Source organism: Micromonospora sp. NBC_00421, assembly GCF_036017915.1.
Classification (GTDB): domain Bacteria; phylum Actinomycetota; class Actinomycetes; order Mycobacteriales; family Micromonosporaceae; genus Micromonospora.
The window spans coordinates 5,049,446-5,069,563 of the sequence record NZ_CP107929.1; the positions used below are offsets into that span (position 1 = coordinate 5,049,446).

A 20,118-nucleotide genomic window follows, 5' to 3' on the forward strand; every position below is an offset into this window, starting at 1 on the left:
TGCCGTCCGTCCGCGGAAACCTCGATCCGGCGCGTCCTGGCGCCGTACGGGAACTCGAAGTCAACCGCGACGGAGAGGGTGAGGTCGGCCCATGGCCGGCTTCCTGCTGGTCACGGCCCCGCGTTGGTGCCCCCGGCAGGATTCGAACCTGCGACACACGGTTTAGGAAACCGATGCTCTATCCCCTGAGCTACGAGGGCGCGAGCGCCTAGTCTAGCGACCTGCGGGTTCACCTGGGGTGGCAGGGAGCGGCCCACGTCCACCCGCAGCACCCGGACCCGTGTTCGCCCAGCCCAGGCCCACACCTCGAGCACACGAACCCCCGTTTGCGACCACAATCGGCTGCGGTGACCCGCGTCGGCACCGGGTGACCCGGGCTGGCATCCGCTGGCGAACACACGTCGAGCACAACATCGAAGATCAACGACGTTCCGTCCATGTAGCCGCCCCTTGGCGTCGTCACCAGAGAAGCACGGAGCGCTCACCTCGGGGTCGCTCGCGCCGTGTCCTGTCCGGCGAGGTCCTGATGGACTCGGGTACATGCGGGCGGATTCTGGGCCCGGGATAGCCAACAGAGTTGACCGAGGCATCCCCGACCACGGTCAGGTGGGGGCGTGGGTGAGGGCCTGGTCGGGCTAACCCGTCCGAAGGGTGAGCAGGGTGATCTCGCTCGGCGCGAAGATCCGGAACGGCGGGCCCCAGAAACCGGTCCCCCGGCTCGTGTAGAGCTGGGTCCGGCCGTGCCGGCTGAGGCCCTGCACGACCGGCTGGTCGAGCCGGACCAGGTAGTGGAACGGCCACATCTGGCCGCCGTGGGTGTGCCCGGACAGTTGCAGATCCACGCCGGCCGCGACCGCGTCGTCGATCTGCTTCGGCTGGTGCGCCAGCAGCAGCACCGGCAGCCGCGGGTCGGTGCCGGCCAGCGCCGCGGCGTGGTCGGCGCGGTGACCGGCCACGCCGGACGAAGCGGCGGTCACGTCGTCGACCCCGGCCACGACAAGTTGGGCGCCTCCCCGCTCCACCACGAGGTGCCGGTTGTGCAGGGGCTCCCAGCCGAGGGCCCGCATGTGGTCGACCCAGCCCTGCGCCTGGCCGTAGTACTCGTGGTTGCCCGTCACGTACACCCGGGCCAGCCGGGCCTGCACAGTGCCCAGCGGCGCTGCCTGCGCCCGGCGCTGGTCGACGGTGCCGTCGGCGATGTCGCCGGTGTGGCAGACGATGTCGGGGGCCAGGCCGTTGACCACCTCGATCGTGCGGGCGGACCAGCGGGCCCGGTCGATCGGGCCGTAGTGGGTGTCGGTCAGCAGCACCACCCGGACCCCGTCGAGACCGGCACCCAGCCGGTCGATGGTCACGTCCACCCGCCGGACCCGGGGCACCCGCATCGCCTCGGCGTACCCCCAGACGGCCAGGACGATCGAGACGACCGCCGCACCGACCGCCACAGCCCGGGACCGCACCGGGTCGGCGACCCCTGCGACGGCGAGCGGGAGCCGAGCCACGTTGCCGAGCAGCGCCCAGACGAAGAGGATCCAGACCAGGCCAAGGAGCGTGTCCCCCGCGCGGGCCGCCGCGTCCAGCCGCCGGCGGCCGTGCCCGAGATACATCAGAACGGGGAGCGCGACCACCGCGACCACGAACACGCTCGTGCCGGCGGCCACCACCGGCTCCGGCCACCGCGCCGCCACCGTCAACGTCCACCATGGCAGCCCGAACAGCAACGCCAGGACCACGACCAGCGTCGCCCCGGACACCAGCGGTCGCAGCGACCCTCGCGCCGGCCGGACCTGTACGGCATCGCCAGCAGCCATCGTCGTCCTCCCGTCGGGTCCATGCAGCATGACACGGTCCGCGCCAGATCGACCACGCCCGGAAACCGGGACGGATCCGGCCCGTAGGTGATCGATCCGCGACCTGGGAGTGCCTCGGCTCGGATACGGTCAGCGGGTGGCGTACGACGCCCTGGCCGAGAGCCTGCGCCTGACATTTCAGGGTTGCCGGACGGCCGGCTATAGAGGGCTGGTAGCAGGCTCACCGCCCCCGTACGGGTGGCGAGAGCCGGTGCTCGGTGCCTCCTTCCCGGCGGCGGGCCTATGCGGACCAGTGGGGAAGGCCGTCGTACCGATCGGCGCTGTCTCGGCCGGATGTCGGCAGTACGTCCGTGCGTATCAGGATGTGATCTCGGGTGCTATGACGGTCGTCTCCTTCGGTGTTTCGTTCATGGCTTCCACGAAGTCGTTCCGTGCCCCTTCGTACCGCATTGATGGATGCGCTTACATTCGGGCCGCGCGGTGGACCCTGTGTTTGGCTGGCGTTCGGTGGTCATCGGCGGGGCTCCCAGCGGAAGAGTCGGGTGGCGAGGGCGACGGCGATGACGACCCAGCCGAGCGTGGGCGCGAACAGGAGCAGGGAGTCGGTCACGGCGACGCCGCCGTTCCACGCGTTCATGGTCAGCTCGGTGGCGGCACCGCCGGGCAGCAGTCGCTTGAGCCAGGGGAGGTTCTCGGTGCCGGAGATGCCGACCCAGGTGGCCATGGCGATCACACCGAGGGTGACGGGCAGGGTGGTGACCTGCGCGTGTTCCGGGGAGTTCGTCAGCCCGGCCGTGGCCAGGGCCAGGCCGACCATCATAGCCAGGGTTGCGAGGAACGCCACGACCAGCAGAGCGACGTTGGCCGGTGCGCCGGCGACCACGGCCAGGGCGGTCAGGATCGCGGTCACCTGCACGACCGCGAGGACCAGTACGGGCAGCAGCAGGCCGGCGAGAATGCCGGCGTCGCTTTCCGCGGTGGAGCGCAACCTCTTGAGGAAGAGGTTCTGCCGCCGGGAGGCCAGCGTGGTGACGGCGGTGGCGTAGAGCCCGAACGCGGTGATCGTGAATATCACGACCGCGGCGATGTAGCCGAGGCTGCCGAGGGCGGCGTAGGTCTCGTGCTGGCGGACGAAGAACGCGCTGACGACGACCGGGATGATGAGGCTGGTGATCAGTACCAGCCGGTTGCGGAAGATCTGGATCAGTTCGCCTGCGGCGATGGACCACACGGTGGAACTCCTGTCGGGATGGCGGGATGCTCCTATGGATGTCAAGCGGCGAGTTGGAGATCGTTTGAGGTGATGAGCTGGTAGAGCTCGCGGGCGATGTAGCGCTTGAGGCAGCGGATGATCTCTTTCTTGGAGAGGCCTTCCTTGGTGCGGCGTTGCATGTATTCGCGGGTGTGGGGGTCCCAGCGCAGGCGGCAGAGCACGACTCGGTATAGGACGGCGTTGGCCTGGCGGTCGCCGCCGCGGTTGAGGCGGTGCCGGGTGGTCTTGCCGGACGAGGCGGGGATCGGGGCGACACCGCAGAGCATGGCGAAGGCTGCTTCGGAGGCGAGCCGTTCGTGGTTTTCGCCGGCGGTGACCAGCAGTTGGCCGGCGACGTCGGTGCCGACGCCGTTGGCGGCGAGTAGGCCGGGGTTGATGGCGGCCACCAAGGGATCGAGGACCTCGTCCAGGTCGGTGATCTCGGCGGACAGTTGTTGGTGGCGACGGGCCAGGGACCGCAGGGCGATTTTGACGGCGGTTACGGGGGCTGCGGCGTCGGCCGGGTCGAGTCGCATCCTCGCGCAGACGGTGATCAGCTGCTTGACGGTCAGGCCGCGTAGCTGGGCGCGTAGTTCGTCGGGGGCGGTGACGATCAGGGTCTTGATCTGGCGTTGGGTGTCGGCGCGCTGGTCGACGGCGCTGCGCCGGGCCACCCGCAGGTTGCGCAGGGCTTCGACGCGGCCGTCGCGCTGCTTGGGGATCCCGGTCCGGTCGCCGGCCAGGGCGGCCTTGGCCGCTTGGATGGCGTCGATCGGGTCGGACTTGCCCTGGAACCGGCGGGTCTTACGGTCGGGCCGGTCGACCTCAATCACCTCGACCTGCTCGTCGCGCAGCCGGCGGGCCAGACCGGCCCCATAAGCGCCGGTGCCCTCGATCCCGACTCGCCCCAGGCGACCGAAACCGCGCATCCAGGCCAACAACGCGGTGTAGCCGGCCACCGTGGCCGGGAACTGCTGGGTGCCCAACACTCGGCCGACCTGGTCGATCACCGCTGCGGTGTGGGTGTCCAGGTGAGTATCGACGCCGCCGGCGACCTCGATCATGGCGATATCGGGTGTAATAGAGGGCATCGTCGTCCTGTCGTTCGTGGCTGGCAGCAGGGCGGCACGCACCAGCCGGGCAACGCGGACAAGACAGAGACGGGGCCTCTAGCCAGGCTCCTATGAAGTCACAACGCCACGTCCAGTGAGTGCACGAGCACCTCCCGACCGAGGCCGACAAATCCCGTTAAGGACCCGAAGTCAGTCAGTAGCTGGGTCAGACCCCGGGCGGGAGGTGCTCACCAACATCATCTCTGTCAGTTGCTGATGGCGCGGAAGACGTCGTCGAGGCGGGTCGGTCCGGCCTCCAGGCCCTGCAGCTCGACGGCGTGGTCCTGCGCCCACCGGAGCAGGAGGTGCAGGTCCTCCTGCAGTCCGAAGGTCTCGACCACGACCTTCCCCTCGGCGTCGGCCACCGCCTGCAGCGGCAGCTCCGGCGCGCCGGCCGGGAGGGAGAAGCGGATGACGGCCGGCAGGGTGCGGGTCAGTTCGGCCACGGTTCCCTCGCGGTGCAGGGTGCCCTGGTGCATCAGTCCGATGCGGTCGGCGCGTTGCTGCGCCTCCTCCAGGTAGTGGGTGGTGAGCACGATGGTCGCGCCGTTCTCGCGGAGCCGGTCGACGGTCGTCCAGACGGCGTCGCGGGCGGAGATGTCCAGGCCGGTGGTCGGCTCGTCCAGGAAGATCAGGTCCGGGGTGCCGTAGACGGCGGTGGCGAAGTCCAGCCGACGCTTCTCCCCGCCGGAGAGCTGCGACACCCTCCGGCCGGCCCGGCCGGTGAGATCGACGAGGTCGAGGACCCGGTCAACGTTGTCGGGGCGCCCGCTGAGCCGGCCGACGAGCCGGACGGACTCGCGGACCGTGAGGTCCGGGGAGAAACCGCTCTCCTGGAGCATCACGCCCATCCGGGGACGGACCACACGCCGGTCCTGCGGGCTGTGCCCGAAGACGCGCACCGCGCCGGAGGACGGCCTGCGGTGTCCCTCGACAACCTCCAGGGTCGAGGTCTTGCCGGCCCCGTTGGTGCCCAGCAGCGCGTACAGCTCTCCGGGCTGCACCTCGAAGGAGAGGTCCCTAACGGCGTGGAAGTCACCGTAGGTGAGGTTCAGCCGGTCGACTTCGATGACGGGTGAGGTGGACATGCACCCATCACAGCGCGGGCGCCACCTTCCCGTCAGTGGCACCATGTCACCGCCGAATGTGACGCGGTGTCACTGGTCGTGGCCCTCGGCTGCCGGATACTGGTGTGGTGACCGCGACATCCCCGCGCTTCACCGAGTCGACGCAGGGAAGGCTGCGCCGGCTCAATCTCGCCACGTCACTACCGCCGGTCGTGTTCGCCGCCGTGGTCCTGCTCTACATCGACGCGCGCACCTGGTGGCATCTCGTCATCCTTGTGCCGGGGGCCGTGGCGGCCGTGGTGGCCTTCGAGCGGTGGACTGCCAACGACCTGGCCCGGGTAGCGGTCCCGTGTGTGATCGTCGGGGCAGCGGTGTGGCCGCTGGGGGTCCTGGTGACCGGCAGTCCCAACGCCTACTGGGGGTTCTGCGCCGTCGGTTCGCTTGCCCTGCGCGAGGTCCGGCGACACCGCCGGCTGGCGGTGGCGGGACTGTTCAGCTACGTCGCCGCCGTCGGCGCGACGCGGCTGATGGTGCAGCGGGACGACGTCGGTCACGTCCTCGTCACCTACGTCCTCGTCCCGACCGCCCTCACCGTCGTCGTGACGGTCTTCACCATCGTGGGCGAGCGGTTCTACGACCTCATCCGGGAACTCGAACAGACCCGGGAACGCGAGGCGGAACTTGCCGTGGTCCGCGAGCGCGTGCGGTTCGCCAGCGACCTGCACGACATCCAGGGACACACCCTGCACGTGGTCAAGCTGAAGATCGCGCTGGCCCAGCGGCTGCTGGGCCGCGACACCGAGCGGGCCGAGAAGGAGCTGCGCGAGACGTACGCGCTGGTCAGCGACACCATCACGCAGACCAAGGAGCTCGCGTACGCCCAACGGCGGCTCAACCTCACCGCCGAGATCGAGAACGCGAAGAACCTGTTCGAGGCCGCCGGCATCCGGGTCCGGGTGACCCGCGAGGCCGAGGTCGACGCCCGCGTCAGCGAACTGCTCGGTCAGGTGCTGCGCGAGACCACCACCAACATCCTGCGCCACGCACAGGCCACCCAGGTACAGATCACACTCTCCGAATCAGGCATCACCATCGTCAACGACGGCGCGACCGCCGACACCCCACCGCAGCTGCGGGGACTATCCGCGCTGCGGCAGCGAGTGGCGGGTGACGGAGGTCAGCTGAACGTGGAGCAGCACGAGGGGCGCTTCCAGACGGCCGCGACGTTCCCGCCCGCCCGTGGCGCGGTGAGCCCACCGGCCCGCGAGGAGGGCCGTCGATGACGACGATCGTGCTCGCCGACGACGAGGTGCTGCTGCGTACGGCCCTCGCCGCGCTGCTGCCCATGGAGGGTGACATCACCGTCCTCGCCGAGGCGCAGGACGGCGCGACGGCCATCGAGGCCACCCTGCGGCACCGCCCCGACGTGCTGGTCATCGACCTGGAGATGCCCGGTGTCGACGGCCTCGGCGCGGTCGCTGAGATCCGCCGGACTCGACCCGAGCAGGTGGTCCTCATGCTGACCCGGCACGCCCGCCCCGGGGTGCTGCGCAAGGCGTTGAAACTCGGCGTCCAGGGCTTCGTCAGCAAGTCCGCCGAGCCTGCCCACATCACCTCCGTCATCGCCACCCTGCACGCCGGCAGACGCTGGATCGACCCGGACGTCTCCGCGCTCGCCGTCACCGACGACTCCCCCCTCACCGACCGCGAAGCCGACGTCCTACGGGTCACCGGCGAGGGCTACTCGGTCACCGACATCGCCGCCCGACTGCACCTCGCACCGGGAACCGTCCGCAACTACCTCTCCAACGCCATGCGCAAGACCCAGACCCGGACCCGCCACGAAGCGGCCCGATATGCCCGCGAACACGACTGGCTGTAACCGGCGGTACGGGCGTCCTCGCCGAGGCGCGAGACCACAACACTCGATGGATTGAGAGCATGACCTCCACCTGGATCGATACCCCGATCACCGCGGACCTCCTACCCGGCGCGCTCGACGTGCAGCACACCGCGCGCGGTGTGCTGCCGCACCGGCTGCCCGCCTGGGCGCGCGCCCAGAACACCGACAGTCAGCTCGCCATGGTGGAGGCCCAGCCCGCCGGCGTACGGCTGGCCATCCGCACCCGCGCCACCGCGATCGAGCTGGACGCGCTGCCTACCCGATGGACCTACACCGGCCTGCCGTCCCGCCCCGACGGTGTGTACGACCTGCTCGTCGACGGTCAGCTGATCGACCAGGCCAGCGTCGCCGGTGGTGACACGGTGACCATCGACATGAGCAGCGGGACCACGCAGCGCCGGTCGGGTCCACCCGGCACCGTCCGCTTCACCGGCCTGCCCGACCGGATGAAGCACGTCGAGATCTGGCTACCGCACAACGAGACCACCGAACTCGTCGCCCTGCGCACCGACGCCCCCGTCACACCGGCGCCCATCCGAGGTCGCCGGGTGTGGCTGCACCACGGGAGTTCCATCAGCCAGGGCTCCAACGCCGCCGGCCCCACCACCACCTGGCCGGCCCTCGCCGCCCGCTCGGGCGGCGTCGACCTGGTCAACCTCGGCTTCGGCGGCAGCGCGCTGCTCGACCCGTTCACCGCCCGCACCATGCGCGACACCCCGGCCGATCTGATCAGCGTGAAGATCGGCATCAACCTGGTCAACACCGACGTGATGCGGCTGCGCGCCCTCGGCCCGGCCGTGCACGGCTTCCTCGACACCATCCGCGACGGCCATCCCCACACGCCGCTGCTGGTCATCTCCCCGATCTACTGCCCCATCCACGAGGACACGCCCGGCCCCGGCTCGTTCGACCTCGCCGCCCTCGCCACCGGGCAGGTGCGGTTCCGGGCCACTGGCGATCCGGCCGAGAAGGCGACCGGGAAGCTCACCCTCGGCGTCGTCCGGGAGGAGCTGGCCCGGATCACCGTCCAGCGGGCGGCCGCCGACCCGAACCTTCATCACCTCGACGGTCTCGCTCTCTACGGCGAGGCCGACTTCGCCGAGCTGCCGCTCCCCGACGACCTGCACCCGGACACCGCCGCCCACCGGCGTATCGCCGAACGCTTCGGGCCGCAGGTGTTCGACACCAACGGCCCCTTCGCGGGCCCTGTTGCCTGATCGGGCCGGGGAGACCCGGTGGAGGCGGGATGAACTGACCCGTCAACTCGCGGCCCTGCGGCAGTTGGAGCGGAACGGGGTTGTCGATCGGACGCTTCATGCCACCGTTCCGCCACGCACCGAGTACCGACTTACCCCCGCCGGCCGGGATCTGCACGACACGATCAATGACTTCTGCCGGTGGAGCCGCCGCCAACTGGATGAGGTCCTGACCTCGCGTCGCCGGTTCGATTAGGCCGGACTTCCGAGCGCCACCGCCTCGCGCCCGGCAGCCTTCCCGGTCGGGCGATCGCCGCCGACCGCCCCTTCGCGGAACGCCGCTCCTGATCCACCCGCGGTCAGTCCGCACCGCGCCGCTGATGCCCGATCGGCATGAATCCCGCGATTTCTGTCTTCGACCCGCGCGGAGCCGGTCCATGCGACGATCCCGACGGCGACCGCCACCCCGAGCAGGCTCCCGACCGCGGAGACGAGGCGCTCTCCGCGCAGCAGCCGAAAGACGACCAACGCCAGCCCGGTCGCGACGGCGACGGCGACGGCGACGGCGATCAGCAGCGGCAGCAACGCGTTCGCCGTCACGAACACGACTACCGGGATCGTCGAGTAGACGAACCCGGAGACGCCGCCCACCTGGTCCAGGATGGTCGGGCTGGTGGCCTGGCCGGCGTCGTCGGGGCGGGCGGAACCGCGATGACGCTCCGGCACCACTTGCGGTGATCCCTCGTCGATATGCACCGAAACAATAAGCAGGTATGCCGCAGCGGCACACTCAAGCCGGCCCGGCCCGGTGTGGCCGACCTCACGGCAACCGAGCCGGCCGCCTCGCGGCCGGGCAGGTTCAGCCGACGGGTTCGTCCCGGTCGAGGATGACGTTGACGCGCTGTAGGACGTCGATCTGCACGGGTTGTGCAGTTCGACGACCGCGTGGGGGAAGCACTCTCGCCTCCTGTCCGACCCGCCCTCAGCGGACTCGCCCCCATCCGAACCTGTGCCCTCGGGTCACAGTCAAACGGCGGCTGGGCAGCTCTTCCGCTGACGATTCCGGGGCCCCACAGGGCGGCTCCGACCGCCCGGGCCGTCAGTCCCCCTACCGAGTTGAGTGTGCCGCTACGGTCGGGTGTTCCCTCGGACGCGCACTCTGTTGAACGACTCGATCCCGGAGGCTCCCATGACCTTGTTCGACACCGGCCCGCCAGCGGACCGGCCCAGCTCACCAGCTCAGGGGCGTACCACCGGTCGCTTCCGCGCCGCTGCCGGGGCGACCGCGGTGCTCGCCCTGCTGGCGGCCTGTACGAGCATCCCGACCTCGGCGGGTTCCGACCCGCAGCCGTCCGCAGCCGACCTGACGGCGTACTAGGGGCAGAAGTTGTCGTTCGGCTCGTGCGAGGGCTACGGCACCACGCCGAACGAGAAGAAGAGCTTCGTCAAGCCTTTCGAGTGCGCCCGGCTCAAGGTGCCGCTGGACTACCAGGACGCGAAGGGCAGGACCATTCAGGTCGCGGTGCTCCGGCTCCCTGCCCAGGGTGATCCCGGACAGCGCAACGGGTCACTGGTGCTCAACCCGGGCGGCCCGGGCGGTTCGGGCATGACCCAGGCGACGAGCTTCGTCGCCGCATACGCGAAGAGCCCGGTGCTGCAGCGGTTCGACGTGGTGGGGTTCGATCCGCGTGGGGTCGGGTCGTCGACGCCCGCGATCAGCTGTTTCACCGACGCCGAACGCGATCGCGGCGAGGACCAGACCACGTTGCTGGCGTCGTCGGGTGAGTGGAGCCAGGACGACACCCGGCAGCTGCTGGCGGGAAGCGGCAGCGCAGGAGCAGACGCTTCCTGTCGACGCCGATGGGAGTCCACTAATGCGGTGAAGCGGGTGCCCGCCGCGTCGGAGCTTCCATCGACGCGGTGAAGGTCGTAGTGGGGGTGACCGTGACCGGGGATCGCCGGCCCCGGCCGCCGTTCGGTGGCGGTCCGACTCCCCCGCCAACCGTCGCGGCACCTGCTTGAATGGCGGTGTGCAGGTCAGCAGGGACGGACGGAGTTGGCGCATCGGCACCGCCGACGACGTGGCATGGATCGCTCGTCACACCACTGCCGGCTTCTCGATCACCACCGCCGTCCCGCAGACCTTCGACGCCTACGCCACGACGTACCAGGCCGACGATGTCACCGCCGCCGTCTACGAGCAGGCCCTGGTCGAGGACCTCAGCACGCACACCCCGGAACAGCCGTGGTGGCTGGCCTACCTCGACACCGGCGCCCACGACGTCGTCTTCCCCCACGCCCCGAGGGTGTCGCTCTACTGGGACTGGTCCTACGTGCTCGTCGAGGCCGGCCCCGAGCAGGCCCTGACCTGGCGCACCGGCGGCCACATGCGCCACGACCTCGGGGCGCTACCCGACCTGTTCTTCCCCGCCGACCGGTCGTGGCTGGTCTCCGCGCTCTGGGACGACACCTGGACCTGCGTCGGCGGCCCCGCACCACTGATCCACACCCTCGCGCGCGACCCCCTGGTCAACGCCCGCCGGGTCCGACCCGACGAGGACGCGCTGCCACCGGGGCTGACCCGCGAGTGACGACCGCCGCCCGGAGTCGGGGCGAGCCTCCGACGGTGGCCGCCGTCTCCTCGTGCCGTCGTCGAGTAGGAGCCCCGCTCGATGGCCACCGCCGGATCGGCCAGGGACATCGGGACGACGCGCAGATCGTGCCGCCCCCGCGCGGCCTCATCGTGGCGGCCCACCCCGCCCGCGGACGGCATCGATGACGCTGGGTGGGTGGGCGATAGGCTGCGGGCGGCGTACGACTGACCTAAGGGGTACGGGTGACAGGCGGCACGGTTCGCGCGCTGGTCGCGGTCTACGGGCATCCGGCATGAACGACGGGTTGCGTCCCGGCGACCCGACCCGCCTCGGTGGGTACGAGGTGCTCGGCCGGCTCGGCGAGGGGGGCATGGGCAGCGTCTTCCTGGCCCGGTCACCGCAGGGACGGCGGGTGGCGGTAAAGGTCGTCCGCGCGGAGCTCTCCCACGACGACGAGTTCCGTGGTCGTTTCCGTAGCGAGGTGAACCGCGCCCGTCAGGTTCCGCCGTTCTGCACCGCCGAGGTCCTGGACGCCGACCCGGACCATGACCCGCCGTACCTGGTGGTGGAGTACGTCGAGGGCCCCAGCCTGGCCCGGGTGATCCGGGAACAGGGGCCGCTGCGGCCTGCCCAACTGCACAGCATCGCGGTCGGGGTGGCTACCGCGCTCACCGCCATCCACGGCGCCGGGGTGATCCACCGGGACCTGAAACCGGCGAACGTCCTGGTCGCACCGGGTGGGATCAAGGTCATCGACTTAGGTATCGCCCGAGCGTTCGAGGCTACGAGCCGGCACACCCGGACCAACCAGATGGTCGGGACCGTCTCGTACATGGCTCCGGAGCGGTTCGACACGACGTCCGGCCCTCCGGTGGGCCCGGCCGCGGACATCTTCGCCTGGGGTGCGGTGGTCGCCCATGCCGCCACCGGCCGCAACCCGTTCGGGGGCGACTCGCCCACCGCCATCGCGATGCGAATCCTCACTCAACCTCCGGACCTGACCGGGCTCGACGGGCCGTTGCGGGAGTTGGTCTCCCGGGCGTTGGAGAAGGATCCCGCCGCCCGGCCCACCGCCCGGGAACTGCTCGACGGGTTGTTGACCGCTGCGTACCCGGTGGGTGTCGGCGAGCCGGCCCAACCCTTGATCGGGACGCCGACGGCGGGTGTGTCGCCCGCCGCCGGCGGTGACGAGCAGGGCCGGCGGCCAGTGCCACCGGCTCCGGCCCCGGATCCGGATCCGGCCCCGGTCCGCCGAGCGGGCTCCCGTCGGCGCGGCTGGCTCACCGCCCTGGCGGCGACCGCCGCGGTGGTCGCGGTGCTGGTGCCCGCTTCCCTGTTCGGCCCGCAACTGCTGAGTGGGCGGTCCACGTCGGACCGGGACGGCCCGGCGGTGACCGGCAGCCCGACGGCGAGCGGGCCGGCGGCCGCCGGGTCCACACCCGCATCGGGCAAGCCGCCACCGTCGACCGGTGCGGACCCTACCCGGGCCATCCTGGCAGGCCAGCGGCGAATCCTGCTGCACGTGGTGGAGATCGACCGTGACCTGTCGCTGCCGTTCCACGGGGAACTCGAGGTCGGTGACGGGACCGGCAAGGATGCGCTCTTCGTGCTCGAACCGGTCGGTGTCGACTACATGATCAGGTCGGTGAACCCGGACATCGCCCACCGACCCTGCCTCGGCGTCAAGATCGACGCGAAGGGGTACGCGTCGCTCGTGGGAGCCGATTGTTACGCCACAGCCGCAACCGTGTTCGGGATAACCCGCGAGGGCAAGGACGACAAGGGACGCACCTCCTACTCCATCATCAGCGACGAGTACGGCGTGGTGCAGTGGAGCCCGAGCAAGAAGGGGATCCGCGTGGAGTTCCTCGGTGACGCCCCGGTCCCCACCACGTTCAGCCTGGTCGACCGGGGCGCGGTCTGACTCGCGCGCCCCCGAAGGAACACGCGCACCACAGACGAGCGTCCCCCCGACGGCCCCGACCCGCTGGGCACCCACGACAGGGAGCCGGCAGGGCGGACGCCCGCAGCGCCGCCGCCAGCCAGCCGGCCGGGTGTTGGCGGCGGACCTGGAGACAAGCCGTCGGGGCGTCGCGGGGTCTGGCGTGTCGCCGACGCGCACGGCAATCTATGGAGCGGACCGGCCCCCGGCGGAGAAACGATCATGACATACGCGGCGGAAGGCGGGACATGGGCCATCTCGACGGCGGCACCGACTACTTCAGCGACCCGCTCGGCGGGCTCGCCGACCAGCAGTGGGACGAGATGGCCGGCAACCGGTTCTACTCCTCGGCGTTCTGGCTGCGGCTGTGCGCGCTGGAGGGCGGGGGTGCCTCCGGCGGCGTCCACGTGACACTGCCCGACGGCGGGCGGGCGGGCGTGCCGGTGATCGCGGTCGGCGCGGATCCACACCCCAACTGCCGGTGGGGCACCATTCTCGCCGCCCACCACCTGCCGAGCCCTCCACCACAGGGCATCTACGTCGGACAGCGCCGCGGCTACCTGGCGAACCTGCTGACCTCGCCGGGAGCCGACCCGGTGGCGGCCGCCGGAAGGATCCTCGAGGAGGTCCGGTCGGCGCGCCCACCGGTGCCGCCCGCGTCGGCGTCCGCGCAGGTCGCCGTACACCTGACCACCCCGGACGTGCTGGCCTTCCGGGAGGCGGGGGTGACTGCGGAACCGGTCCTGTTGGCCGCCGACGCCTGGATCGGCATTCCGCCCGGCGGGTGGGAGGAGTGGCTGGAGTCGCTGGGCTCCCGGCACCGGATCCGTCGTATCCGCGCCGAGGTACGGCGGTTCGCACAGGCCGGCTACCGGGTTACCCGGCGTACCCTCCGGGAGGCCTGGGCGGACGTGGCCCGGCTCGCGATCCACACCGAGCAACGCTACGGCCGGGCGGGTGACCCGTCCGTCTACTACGACGGGTTCCGCAAGCAGGGCGAGTTGGCCGGGCCACGGGCCGAGGTCCTGCTCTGCGCCTACGACGACGAACCGCCGGTCGGCTGCTGCCTCTACTACCGCGACGGCGACACGGTCTACCTGCGGGCGGTGGGCTTCGACTACGAGCGGCTCCGGGGGGCCGCCGAGTACTTCAACCTGGCCTACCACCTTCCCGCCCGGCTACCCGGCGTGCGGTGGCTGCACGCCGGCGTCGCGACCCCGGACGGCAAGGCGCTGCGGGGCGCCGAGCTTCGTCCACTGTGGTTGCTGGACCTCTCGGCGACCAGCGTGCTGGACAAGCACCGCGACGAGATCCGGGACCACAACGCGGCCCTGCGGTCCGACCTGGCCGGGCGTTCGCCGGCGGTCGCGGCGGCCCTGGGCACGGCGGAGTGGGAGACCTTCTGCTGATCCGGCGGCCGGATCGCCCGCCGGTCCGCCCGCAGCGCTCACACACGACGAGGAAGGCGAGGTCGACCGGCATGGGTGGTGCGATGACGACCCGGCATCTGTTCACGGTCCACGCCCTGCTGCACGACGCGGCCGGGACGTTCGGCGACGACCTCGCGGTGAGCGACGGCACGCGGTCGCTGTCCTTCGCCGAGCTGCGGGACGCGGCGCTGGCCACCGCGGCAGTCCTGGCGCGTCACGGCGTCCGGCGGGGCGACCGGGTGGGGATCTGCATGGCGAAGTCGGTCGACCAGGTGGTGGCGATCCTCGCCGTGTCGACGGCCGACGCGGTGATCGTGCCGATCCTGCCCACCCTCAAGGGCGACAACATCCGGCACATCGTCCGGGACTCCGGGATGCGCACCGCGATAACGGACGACGTACGCGCCGACGAGCTGCGTACCTCCGTCCCCGTGCTTCCGCTGCTGCTCGCCGGGGACGTCTGCGTCGAGCCGGGCGACGCGGCTGCGCGGACCGACGGTGGTGCGGTGCCGCAACGCGCCATCGGCGACGACCTCGCGGGGATCATCTACTCCTCCGGCTCCACCGGCCGACCCAAGGGCATCATGGTGACCCATCGCAACGTCTGCGACGGCGCCCGGATCACCGTCCGGTACCTCGGCACCCGCCGCGACGACCGGATCGGCAGCGTCCTGTCCCTGAACTTCGACTACGGGTTGAACCAGCTCTGGCAGGCGCTGTACACCGGCGCCCAGCTCCATCTGCACGAGCTGGTGTTCCCCGCGGACCTGTTCCGTTTCCTGGCCGCCGAGCGCATCACCGTCCTGCCGGTCATGCCGGTCATCGTCACCCGGATGTTCAACCCCCGGTTGCTCCGGGAATGGCCGACCGGGGACCTCTCCGCCGTGCGCTACGTCTCGTCGTCCGGCGGCGCGGTGTCGCACCGCATGATCGAGAACCTCACCCGGGCCTTTCCGGTGGCGGAGGTCTTCCTCATGTACGGGCTGACCGAGGCGTTCCGCTCGACCTACCTGGAACCGGACCAGCTCGGTCGCCGTCCCACGTCGATCGGTCGGGCGATTCCGGACGTGGAGATCCTCGTCCTCGACGAGCAGGGCCGCGAGGTCGGCCCGAACGAGCCCGGGGAACTCGTCCACCGGGGGGGCTGCATCGCCAAGGGCTACTGGGAGGCCCCGGAGGAGACCGCGAAACGGTTCCGGACCCTGCCGGCGTACCCCGGCGAGACCGTGGTGTTCAGCGGCGACATGGTGACCCGGGACGAGGAGGGTTACCTGTACTTCCAGGGCCGGCGCGACGCGATGATCAAGACTTCGGGGTTCCGGGTCAGCCCGACCGAGGTGGAGGAGACGGCCGCCCGGTTCCCCGGCGTCGACGCGTGCGTGGCGGTCGGCGTGCCGAACGTCGAGATCGGCGAGGACGTCGCCCTCGTCTACACCGTGAGCGCGCCGGTCGACGCGGGGGAGTTCCGGCGCTTCCTCGTCGACCACCTGCCGACCCACATGGTGCCGCACCGCCTGGTGCCGCGCCCGTCCCTGCCGGCCACCGGCAACCAGGGCAAGATCGACAGGCAACGGGTACGGGACTCGCTGCTGAGCCCCGCCTCCGCCACCGACGGCGACCGGCCCTGACTTTACCGGTCAGGCCGGCCGGGTCCGGATGACGAAGCTCCGACGGGCCAGTTCGAGCCCGTCGTCGACCAGGGTCGGGTCGTCGGCCGAGAGGATGACGTAGGCACGCCGCTGTGCGGACGACACCACCGGGGCGAGGACGTCGCCGACCCCCGCCAACACGCCGGCGCGTCGCACCGCCGGGTGGGCCCGCACCTCGTCCAGCCCCTCGATCGCCGTGACGACGCCGGGTTCCGCGAGCGGGAAGTGCGCCGCGGCGTGGGCCACCCACCGCGGCGGTCGCTCCGGCAGCGGCATCGACATCGCCAGCCGGACGACCATCTCGAACCAGTCGATGCCGTACGTCAGGCCGAGCAGGTCCATCAGGTAGTCGCCGGGCATCCGGACGGCCACCTCCATCACCGTGGCACCGGCGTCGGCCAGCCGGAACTCCAGATGCACGATGCCGCTGCCCATGCCGAGCGCGGCCAGGACGGACCGGCCGAAGCCGTCGACGGCCGCGCGCGTCACGTCGTCGACCGGCGCAGCCGTCCGGTGACCAGTCTCGACGAAGTACGGGGGACCGGTCGTAGCCTTGGCCGTGACGGTGGAGAACCAGACGGCACCCTCGTGGACCAGCGCCTCCCAGCTGTACTCCGACCCTTCGACGGCCTGCTCCACCAGCAGCGGCGTCTCGCCGGCACGGCGGCGTACGACGTCGGTCCACCCGCGCTCGCCCGCCACCAGTTCGACGCCGACGCTGCCCGCCGACGACAACGACTTCACCACCACCGGGAAGCGGGCGCCCGCCCACTGCCCCGCGGCGTTGAGGTCGGTGGCGATGAGGTACTCGGGCTGCCGGATGCCGGCAGCGGCGAAACGGCCCCGTTGCAGCGCCTTGTTCCGCGACAGCACCGCCGCGCCCAGTGACGGGCCGGGCAACGAGAAGGTCTCCGCCACCAGGGCGGCCGCCAGCACCTGCGGCTCGGTGAAGGCGACGACTCCGTCGGGCGTCCGCGCGGCGGTCGCCGAGGCGGCGGCCGCCGCCCAGGCCTCGTCGCTGTCGCCACTGGTCACCGTCAGGTGATCGGGTTGCTCCGGCAGCGCGGCTGCGGCGGCGGCCGTCTCCACGACGTGCACGCTCAGGCCCAGCCGACGCGCCGCGGCCAGGTAGGGCCGGCCCATGAGGCCGACCCCGATCAGCAACAACTCTCCCAACCCGTCCTCCTCCGTCACTTCCGACCGGCGAACTCCGTCACTGCTGCCAGCAGCCCCCGACACTGCCCGTCGGCTGCCCCCGTCACTGCCCGTGGGCTGCCCCCGTCACCGCCTGGGGGCATCCTTCGTCACTGCCCGTGGGCATCCTCCGTCCGGCGCCCGGCGGCGACGCTGTCGGCCCGCCGGTCACCCGGCCGGGGACAGACGGCGTCCCACGACGACCGGCACGAGCGCCCCGGCGACGGCGAGCACCGCCCCCAGACCCAGCCAGCCGACCGCCCCGGCGGGCAGGACGACCGAGGTGAGCAGTGCCGGACCCACGATCATCGCCCCGGTGGAGCCGAGACTGTAGAGCGACAGGTGGTAGCCGCGGCTGGCGTCGGGCGCATAGCCGTAGGACACGCCCCAGGCACCGACGGACTGGTAGATCTCGCCCACCGTCAGCGCCACGGTCGCCGCCAGGATCAGGGCCGCCGCCACGGCGGGCGCGCCCGAGCCGGTCACCGACACCAGCCCGCAGCACACGGCCAGGACGAGCCCGGCGTACACCTGGCGCGACGCGGCGGGTCGCAACCCGTCGACGCCCCGGCTCAGCCGCATCTGCAACGAGATCGCGAGCACGGTGTTGAGCACGACGACCGCGCCCACGAGTTCCACCGGCGCGTCCGTCCTGATCGTGATCCAGAGGGGCAGGCCGACGCTCAGGATCACGGCGTGCAGATAGAGCACGCCGTTGAGCAGAGCCAGCACGAGGAACCGGAGGCTGGGCCGGGTACGAAGCCCGGCCTGCTCCTGGTCGTCGGTCGGTGGCCGGACGACGGCCAGCCGGCCGCGCAACCGCAGCAGCAGAGCGCCGGAGACGAGGAAGGACACGGCGTCGAGGACGACGAGCGCCCGGTAGACGTCGCCGCCGCCCACGGCGATGGCGATCGTCGCGGAGGCCGCGCCGAGGACGAAGCCGATGTTGCGGACCAGCATCACCGCGGCCATGGTGCGTACCCGCGCCGCCGGGGCGACGAGCGAGCCGAGCAGGCTCTGCACGACCGGGCCTGCCGCCCACTCGCCGGCACCGGCGAGGCAGCACACCACGAGGAACCAGGGCAGGCTGTCCACCATCGGGTAGGCGAAGAACCAGGTCGCCCGCCAGAACTGGAGGGCCACCAGGACCGGTAGTGCGCCGTACCGGTCCGAGAGGCGGCCGACGGGCACCGAGCACAGGAAGCCGGTGACGGCGGCCAGGGACAGGCCCAGGCCGACCTGCGCCGCGGTGAGCCCGATGTCCCGGGTGAAGAACAGCGCCGACCCGGTGAGGAACATGCCGGTGCCCAGGGAGTCGATGAACGACACGGCCAGCATCCGCCGGACCGCCGTCCCGTCCGGTAGCCAGCCGACGGCGAGGCGGACCACACGGCTGCGCATCCCGGCCGGAGCCGCCGGTCGGTCGTCGGCCCTCGGAGGGGCGTCGGTCGCCACTGCACCGGCGGACGGGTCGGGACCGGGAGTCTCGGGCGACCCGTCGTCGGCCATGCGCGGGATCCTCTCGCACGAGTCGAAACGGATAGGCACTCGGCGATTTTTCTATCACAGTTCGTTCCCGCATGGTCGCCCTGTGACACGGAGGCGACCGTCCGGGTGCCGGGCGCGTCGGGGTCGCCGATCGACCACGGCCACTGTTAGCCTGCACCGGTGAGCACCGCGTCGGCACTGCGCGCCAACTCCCGCTATCTCCTGGTGCTCGGTGCCACCATGGCATTGCGTGAACGCGCGATCGTGGCAGCCGTCCGGAGCTTCCCCGGGCCGGTCGTCACGATCGCACCGACCGCGGCCACCCGGGCCGGCAAGTTCTTCGACCACGTCGTCCGGGGCGTCAGCAGTGACCCGGTGGCGGCCCTGGAGGCGGTGCGCGACCTCGAGAAGGAGACCGGCTGCACCCCGGCCGCCGTGGTGCCGTTCATCGACGGTGTGCTCGTCGCCGGCCTGGCCCTCGCCGAGCACTACGGCGTGCCCTACCTCAGCCGGGACGCGGTCGTCACCTCCTCCATCAACAAGAACCTGATGAAGGACCGGCTCCTGGCCGCCGGCCTCGACACGCCGCGGTACCGCCAGGTGGACAGCGTGGACGAGGTCCACCAGGCCATCGCGCAGTTCGGCCTGCCGTGTGTCATCAAGCCGTCGGCGTTCGGCGGCAGTCTCGGGGTCCGGTTGATCCGGTCGGCCGCCGAGGTGCCCGAGGCGTACGGGTACGTCCGGACGATCATCGACCAGACCGCCGCGACGTTCACCGTCAAGAACCGGTCGATCCAGGTGGAGCAGTTCTGCACCCTGACCGACGAGGTCTCGGTCGAGGTGCTCAACCACCGTGACCGCCGGGTCGCGCTCGCCGTGGTCGACAAGTCGCTCGGGCCGGAGCCCTACTTCGCCGAGATCGGGCACCGGGTGCCGAGCCGCTACTCCGACCGCGCCGACGTACGGGAGCTGGCGATCGCCTCGTGCGCCGCGATCGGCCTGGACCGGGGGCTCGCCCACGTCGAGATCCGGCTGGAGGACGGCCGGGATCCGCAGATCATCGAGGTGGGTGCGCGCACCGCCGGCGACGGCATCCTCGACCTCGTCGAACGCGCCCTCGGGATCTCACCGTACGAGCTGCACGTGCGCTCCTACCTGGACCAGCTCGACGAGCTGCCGCTGCCCGGGCCGGCTGTCGGAGTGGCGGCCATCGCCACCCTGAAGGCGCGTCCGGGGCGGATGACCCGCATCGCCACGCCCACGACGGTGCCTCCCGCGGTGTCGAGTTACGAGGTCTTCGCCACCCCCGGTCACGTCTCCGCCGCCGTGTCGGCGAACTACCTGACCCGCGAGGGGTACGTCGAGTGCTTCTGGCCGGACGCCACCCCTGAGTCGGTGCCGCCCCGCGCCCACCTGGACGTGGCCGACCAGTTGTCCGCCCAGCTCTTCGAGGTGACGGACGAGCCCGCCGACGCCTGAG

The 20,118-nt window shown here is 71.3% G+C and carries 18 protein-coding genes and 1 tRNA gene; 11 read left to right on the forward strand and 8 right to left on the reverse strand.

The window, feature by feature from the left end; translation table 11 throughout:
- Positions 1-124: 124 nt before the first annotated feature.
- From OHQ87_RS21290 to OHQ87_RS21310, 5 genes are all read right to left on the reverse strand, one after another.
- A tRNA-Arg gene (locus tag OHQ87_RS21290) sits at positions 125-200 on the reverse strand.
- A gap of 435 nt (positions 201-635) precedes the next feature.
- A complete protein-coding gene (locus tag OHQ87_RS21295) occupies positions 636-1,811 on the reverse strand; it encodes a metallophosphoesterase (RefSeq protein ID WP_328340443.1) in 1,176 nt (391 codons plus the stop codon).
- Between the two features lie 511 nt (positions 1,812-2,322).
- Positions 2,323-3,042 carry an ABC transporter permease gene (locus OHQ87_RS21300; protein ID WP_328340445.1) on the reverse strand — a complete coding sequence of 240 codons (720 nt, stop codon included), beginning with the start codon at positions 3,040-3,042 and terminating at the stop codon, positions 2,323-2,325.
- Positions 3,043-3,083: 41 nt separating this feature from the next.
- A complete protein-coding gene (locus tag OHQ87_RS21305) occupies positions 3,084-4,127 on the reverse strand; it encodes an IS110 family transposase (RefSeq protein ID WP_328340447.1) in 1,044 nt (347 codons plus the stop codon).
- A 254-nt stretch (positions 4,128-4,381) separates the two neighbouring features.
- Positions 4,382-5,263 (reverse strand): ABC transporter ATP-binding protein, encoded by an 882-nt coding sequence (locus OHQ87_RS21310; protein WP_328340448.1) that lies wholly within the window; start codon positions 5,261-5,263, stop codon positions 4,382-4,384.
- Positions 5,264-5,370: 107 nt separating this feature from the next.
- On the opposite strand from OHQ87_RS21310, the gene OHQ87_RS21315 reads away from it, so the two are divergent.
- From OHQ87_RS21315 to OHQ87_RS31435, 4 genes are read left to right on the forward strand one after another with little or no spacing between them, the layout of a single operon-like run.
- Complete coding sequence (locus OHQ87_RS21315; RefSeq protein WP_328340450.1) at positions 5,371-6,525, forward strand: sensor histidine kinase; 1,155 nt, start codon at positions 5,371-5,373, stop codon at positions 6,523-6,525.
- Positions 6,522-7,124: a response regulator transcription factor gene (locus tag OHQ87_RS21320; protein ID WP_328340451.1), complete on the forward strand. Its 603-nt coding sequence runs from the start codon at positions 6,522-6,524 to the stop codon at positions 7,122-7,124. The genes OHQ87_RS21315 and OHQ87_RS21320 overlap by 4 nt, the downstream gene beginning before the upstream one ends.
- Before the next feature lie 59 nt (positions 7,125-7,183).
- Complete coding sequence (locus OHQ87_RS21325) at positions 7,184-8,362, forward strand: SGNH/GDSL hydrolase family protein (RefSeq protein WP_328340453.1); 1,179 nt, start codon at positions 7,184-7,186, stop codon at positions 8,360-8,362.
- The gene (locus tag OHQ87_RS31435) at positions 8,355-8,597 is read left to right on the forward strand and encodes a winged helix-turn-helix transcriptional regulator (RefSeq protein ID WP_442930584.1); all 243 of its coding nucleotides are present in this window, start codon (positions 8,355-8,357) and stop codon (positions 8,595-8,597) included. Before OHQ87_RS21325 ends, OHQ87_RS31435 begins: the two co-directional genes overlap by 8 nt.
- Here the strand turns inward: OHQ87_RS31435 and OHQ87_RS21330 are convergent.
- Positions 8,594-9,097 (reverse strand): DUF3159 domain-containing protein, encoded by a 504-nt coding sequence (locus OHQ87_RS21330; RefSeq protein WP_328340455.1) that lies wholly within the window; start codon positions 9,095-9,097, stop codon positions 8,594-8,596. The two genes, OHQ87_RS31435 and OHQ87_RS21330, sit on opposite strands and share 4 nt — an antisense overlap.
- A 433-nt stretch (positions 9,098-9,530) precedes the next feature.
- On the opposite strand from OHQ87_RS21330, the gene OHQ87_RS21335 reads away from it, so the two are divergent.
- From OHQ87_RS21335 to OHQ87_RS21360, 6 genes are all read left to right on the forward strand, one after another.
- Positions 9,531-9,719, forward strand: a complete 189-nt coding sequence (locus OHQ87_RS21335) for a hypothetical protein (protein WP_328340457.1) — start codon at positions 9,531-9,533, stop codon at positions 9,717-9,719.
- A gap of 9 nt (positions 9,720-9,728) precedes the next feature.
- Complete coding sequence (locus tag OHQ87_RS21340; protein WP_328340459.1) at positions 9,729-10,265, forward strand: alpha/beta fold hydrolase; 537 nt, start codon at positions 9,729-9,731, stop codon at positions 10,263-10,265.
- A gap of 106 nt (positions 10,266-10,371) precedes the next feature.
- Positions 10,372-10,932 carry a hypothetical protein gene (locus tag OHQ87_RS21345; protein WP_328340461.1) on the forward strand — a complete coding sequence of 187 codons (561 nt, stop codon included), beginning with the start codon at positions 10,372-10,374 and terminating at the stop codon, positions 10,930-10,932.
- Positions 10,933-11,227: 295 nt separating this feature from the next.
- Positions 11,228-12,859 carry a serine/threonine-protein kinase gene (locus OHQ87_RS21350; RefSeq protein ID WP_328340463.1) on the forward strand — a complete coding sequence of 544 codons (1,632 nt, stop codon included), beginning with the start codon at positions 11,228-11,230 and terminating at the stop codon, positions 12,857-12,859.
- Positions 12,860-13,125: 266 nt separating this feature from the next.
- Positions 13,126-14,286, forward strand: a complete 1,161-nt coding sequence (locus tag OHQ87_RS21355) for a GNAT family N-acetyltransferase (RefSeq protein ID WP_328340465.1) — start codon at positions 13,126-13,128, stop codon at positions 14,284-14,286.
- Between the two features lie 83 nt (positions 14,287-14,369).
- Positions 14,370-15,935 carry an AMP-binding protein gene (locus OHQ87_RS21360; RefSeq protein ID WP_328340467.1) on the forward strand — a complete coding sequence of 522 codons (1,566 nt, stop codon included), beginning with the start codon at positions 14,370-14,372 and terminating at the stop codon, positions 15,933-15,935.
- Positions 15,936-15,944: 9 nt separating this feature from the next.
- On the opposite strand, the gene OHQ87_RS21365 is transcribed toward OHQ87_RS21360, so the two are convergent.
- Positions 15,945-17,132, reverse strand: coding sequence for an ATP-grasp domain-containing protein (locus OHQ87_RS21365; protein ID WP_328340469.1), 1,188 nt, complete (start codon positions 17,130-17,132; stop codon positions 15,945-15,947).
- 186 nt (positions 17,133-17,318) lie between these two features.
- The gene (locus tag OHQ87_RS21370) at positions 17,319-18,659 is read right to left on the reverse strand and encodes an MFS transporter (RefSeq protein WP_328340471.1); all 1,341 of its coding nucleotides are present in this window, start codon (positions 18,657-18,659) and stop codon (positions 17,319-17,321) included.
- Between the two features lie 159 nt (positions 18,660-18,818).
- Here OHQ87_RS21370 and OHQ87_RS21375 point away from each other — a divergent pair, with 159 nt between their 5' ends.
- The gene (locus tag OHQ87_RS21375; RefSeq protein ID WP_328340473.1) at positions 18,819-20,117 is read left to right on the forward strand and encodes an ATP-grasp domain-containing protein; all 1,299 of its coding nucleotides are present in this window, start codon (positions 18,819-18,821) and stop codon (positions 20,115-20,117) included.
- Position 20,118 lies beyond the last annotated feature (1 nt).

What these genes read in the sequence shown, in the direction of transcription:
- OHQ87_RS21295 (WP_328340443.1), bottom strand. Translation starts at nt 1,811, where the DNA reads ATGGCTGCTGGCGATGCCGTACAGGTCCGGCCGGCGCGAGGGTCGCTG.
- OHQ87_RS21305 (WP_328340447.1), bottom strand. Translation starts at nt 4,127, where the DNA reads ATGATCGAGGTCGCCGGCGGCGTCGATACTCACCTGGACACCCACACC.
- OHQ87_RS21310 (WP_328340448.1), bottom strand. Translation starts at nt 5,263, where the DNA reads ATGTCCACCTCACCCGTCATCGAAGTCGACCGGCTGAACCTCACCTAC.
- OHQ87_RS21320 (WP_328340451.1), top strand. Translation starts at nt 6,522, where the DNA reads ATGACGACGATCGTGCTCGCCGACGACGAGGTGCTGCTGCGTACGGCC.
- OHQ87_RS21325 (WP_328340453.1), top strand. Translation starts at nt 7,184, where the DNA reads ATGACCTCCACCTGGATCGATACCCCGATCACCGCGGACCTCCTACCC.
- OHQ87_RS21335 (WP_328340457.1), top strand. Translation starts at nt 9,531, where the DNA reads ATGACCTTGTTCGACACCGGCCCGCCAGCGGACCGGCCCAGCTCACCA.
- OHQ87_RS21350 (WP_328340463.1), top strand. Translation starts at nt 11,228, where the DNA reads ATGAACGACGGGTTGCGTCCCGGCGACCCGACCCGCCTCGGTGGGTAC.
- OHQ87_RS21355 (WP_328340465.1), top strand. Translation starts at nt 13,126, where the DNA reads ATGGGCCATCTCGACGGCGGCACCGACTACTTCAGCGACCCGCTCGGC.
- OHQ87_RS21360 (WP_328340467.1), top strand. Translation starts at nt 14,370, where the DNA reads ATGACGACCCGGCATCTGTTCACGGTCCACGCCCTGCTGCACGACGCG.
- OHQ87_RS21370 (WP_328340471.1), bottom strand. Translation starts at nt 18,659, where the DNA reads ATGGCCGACGACGGGTCGCCCGAGACTCCCGGTCCCGACCCGTCCGCC.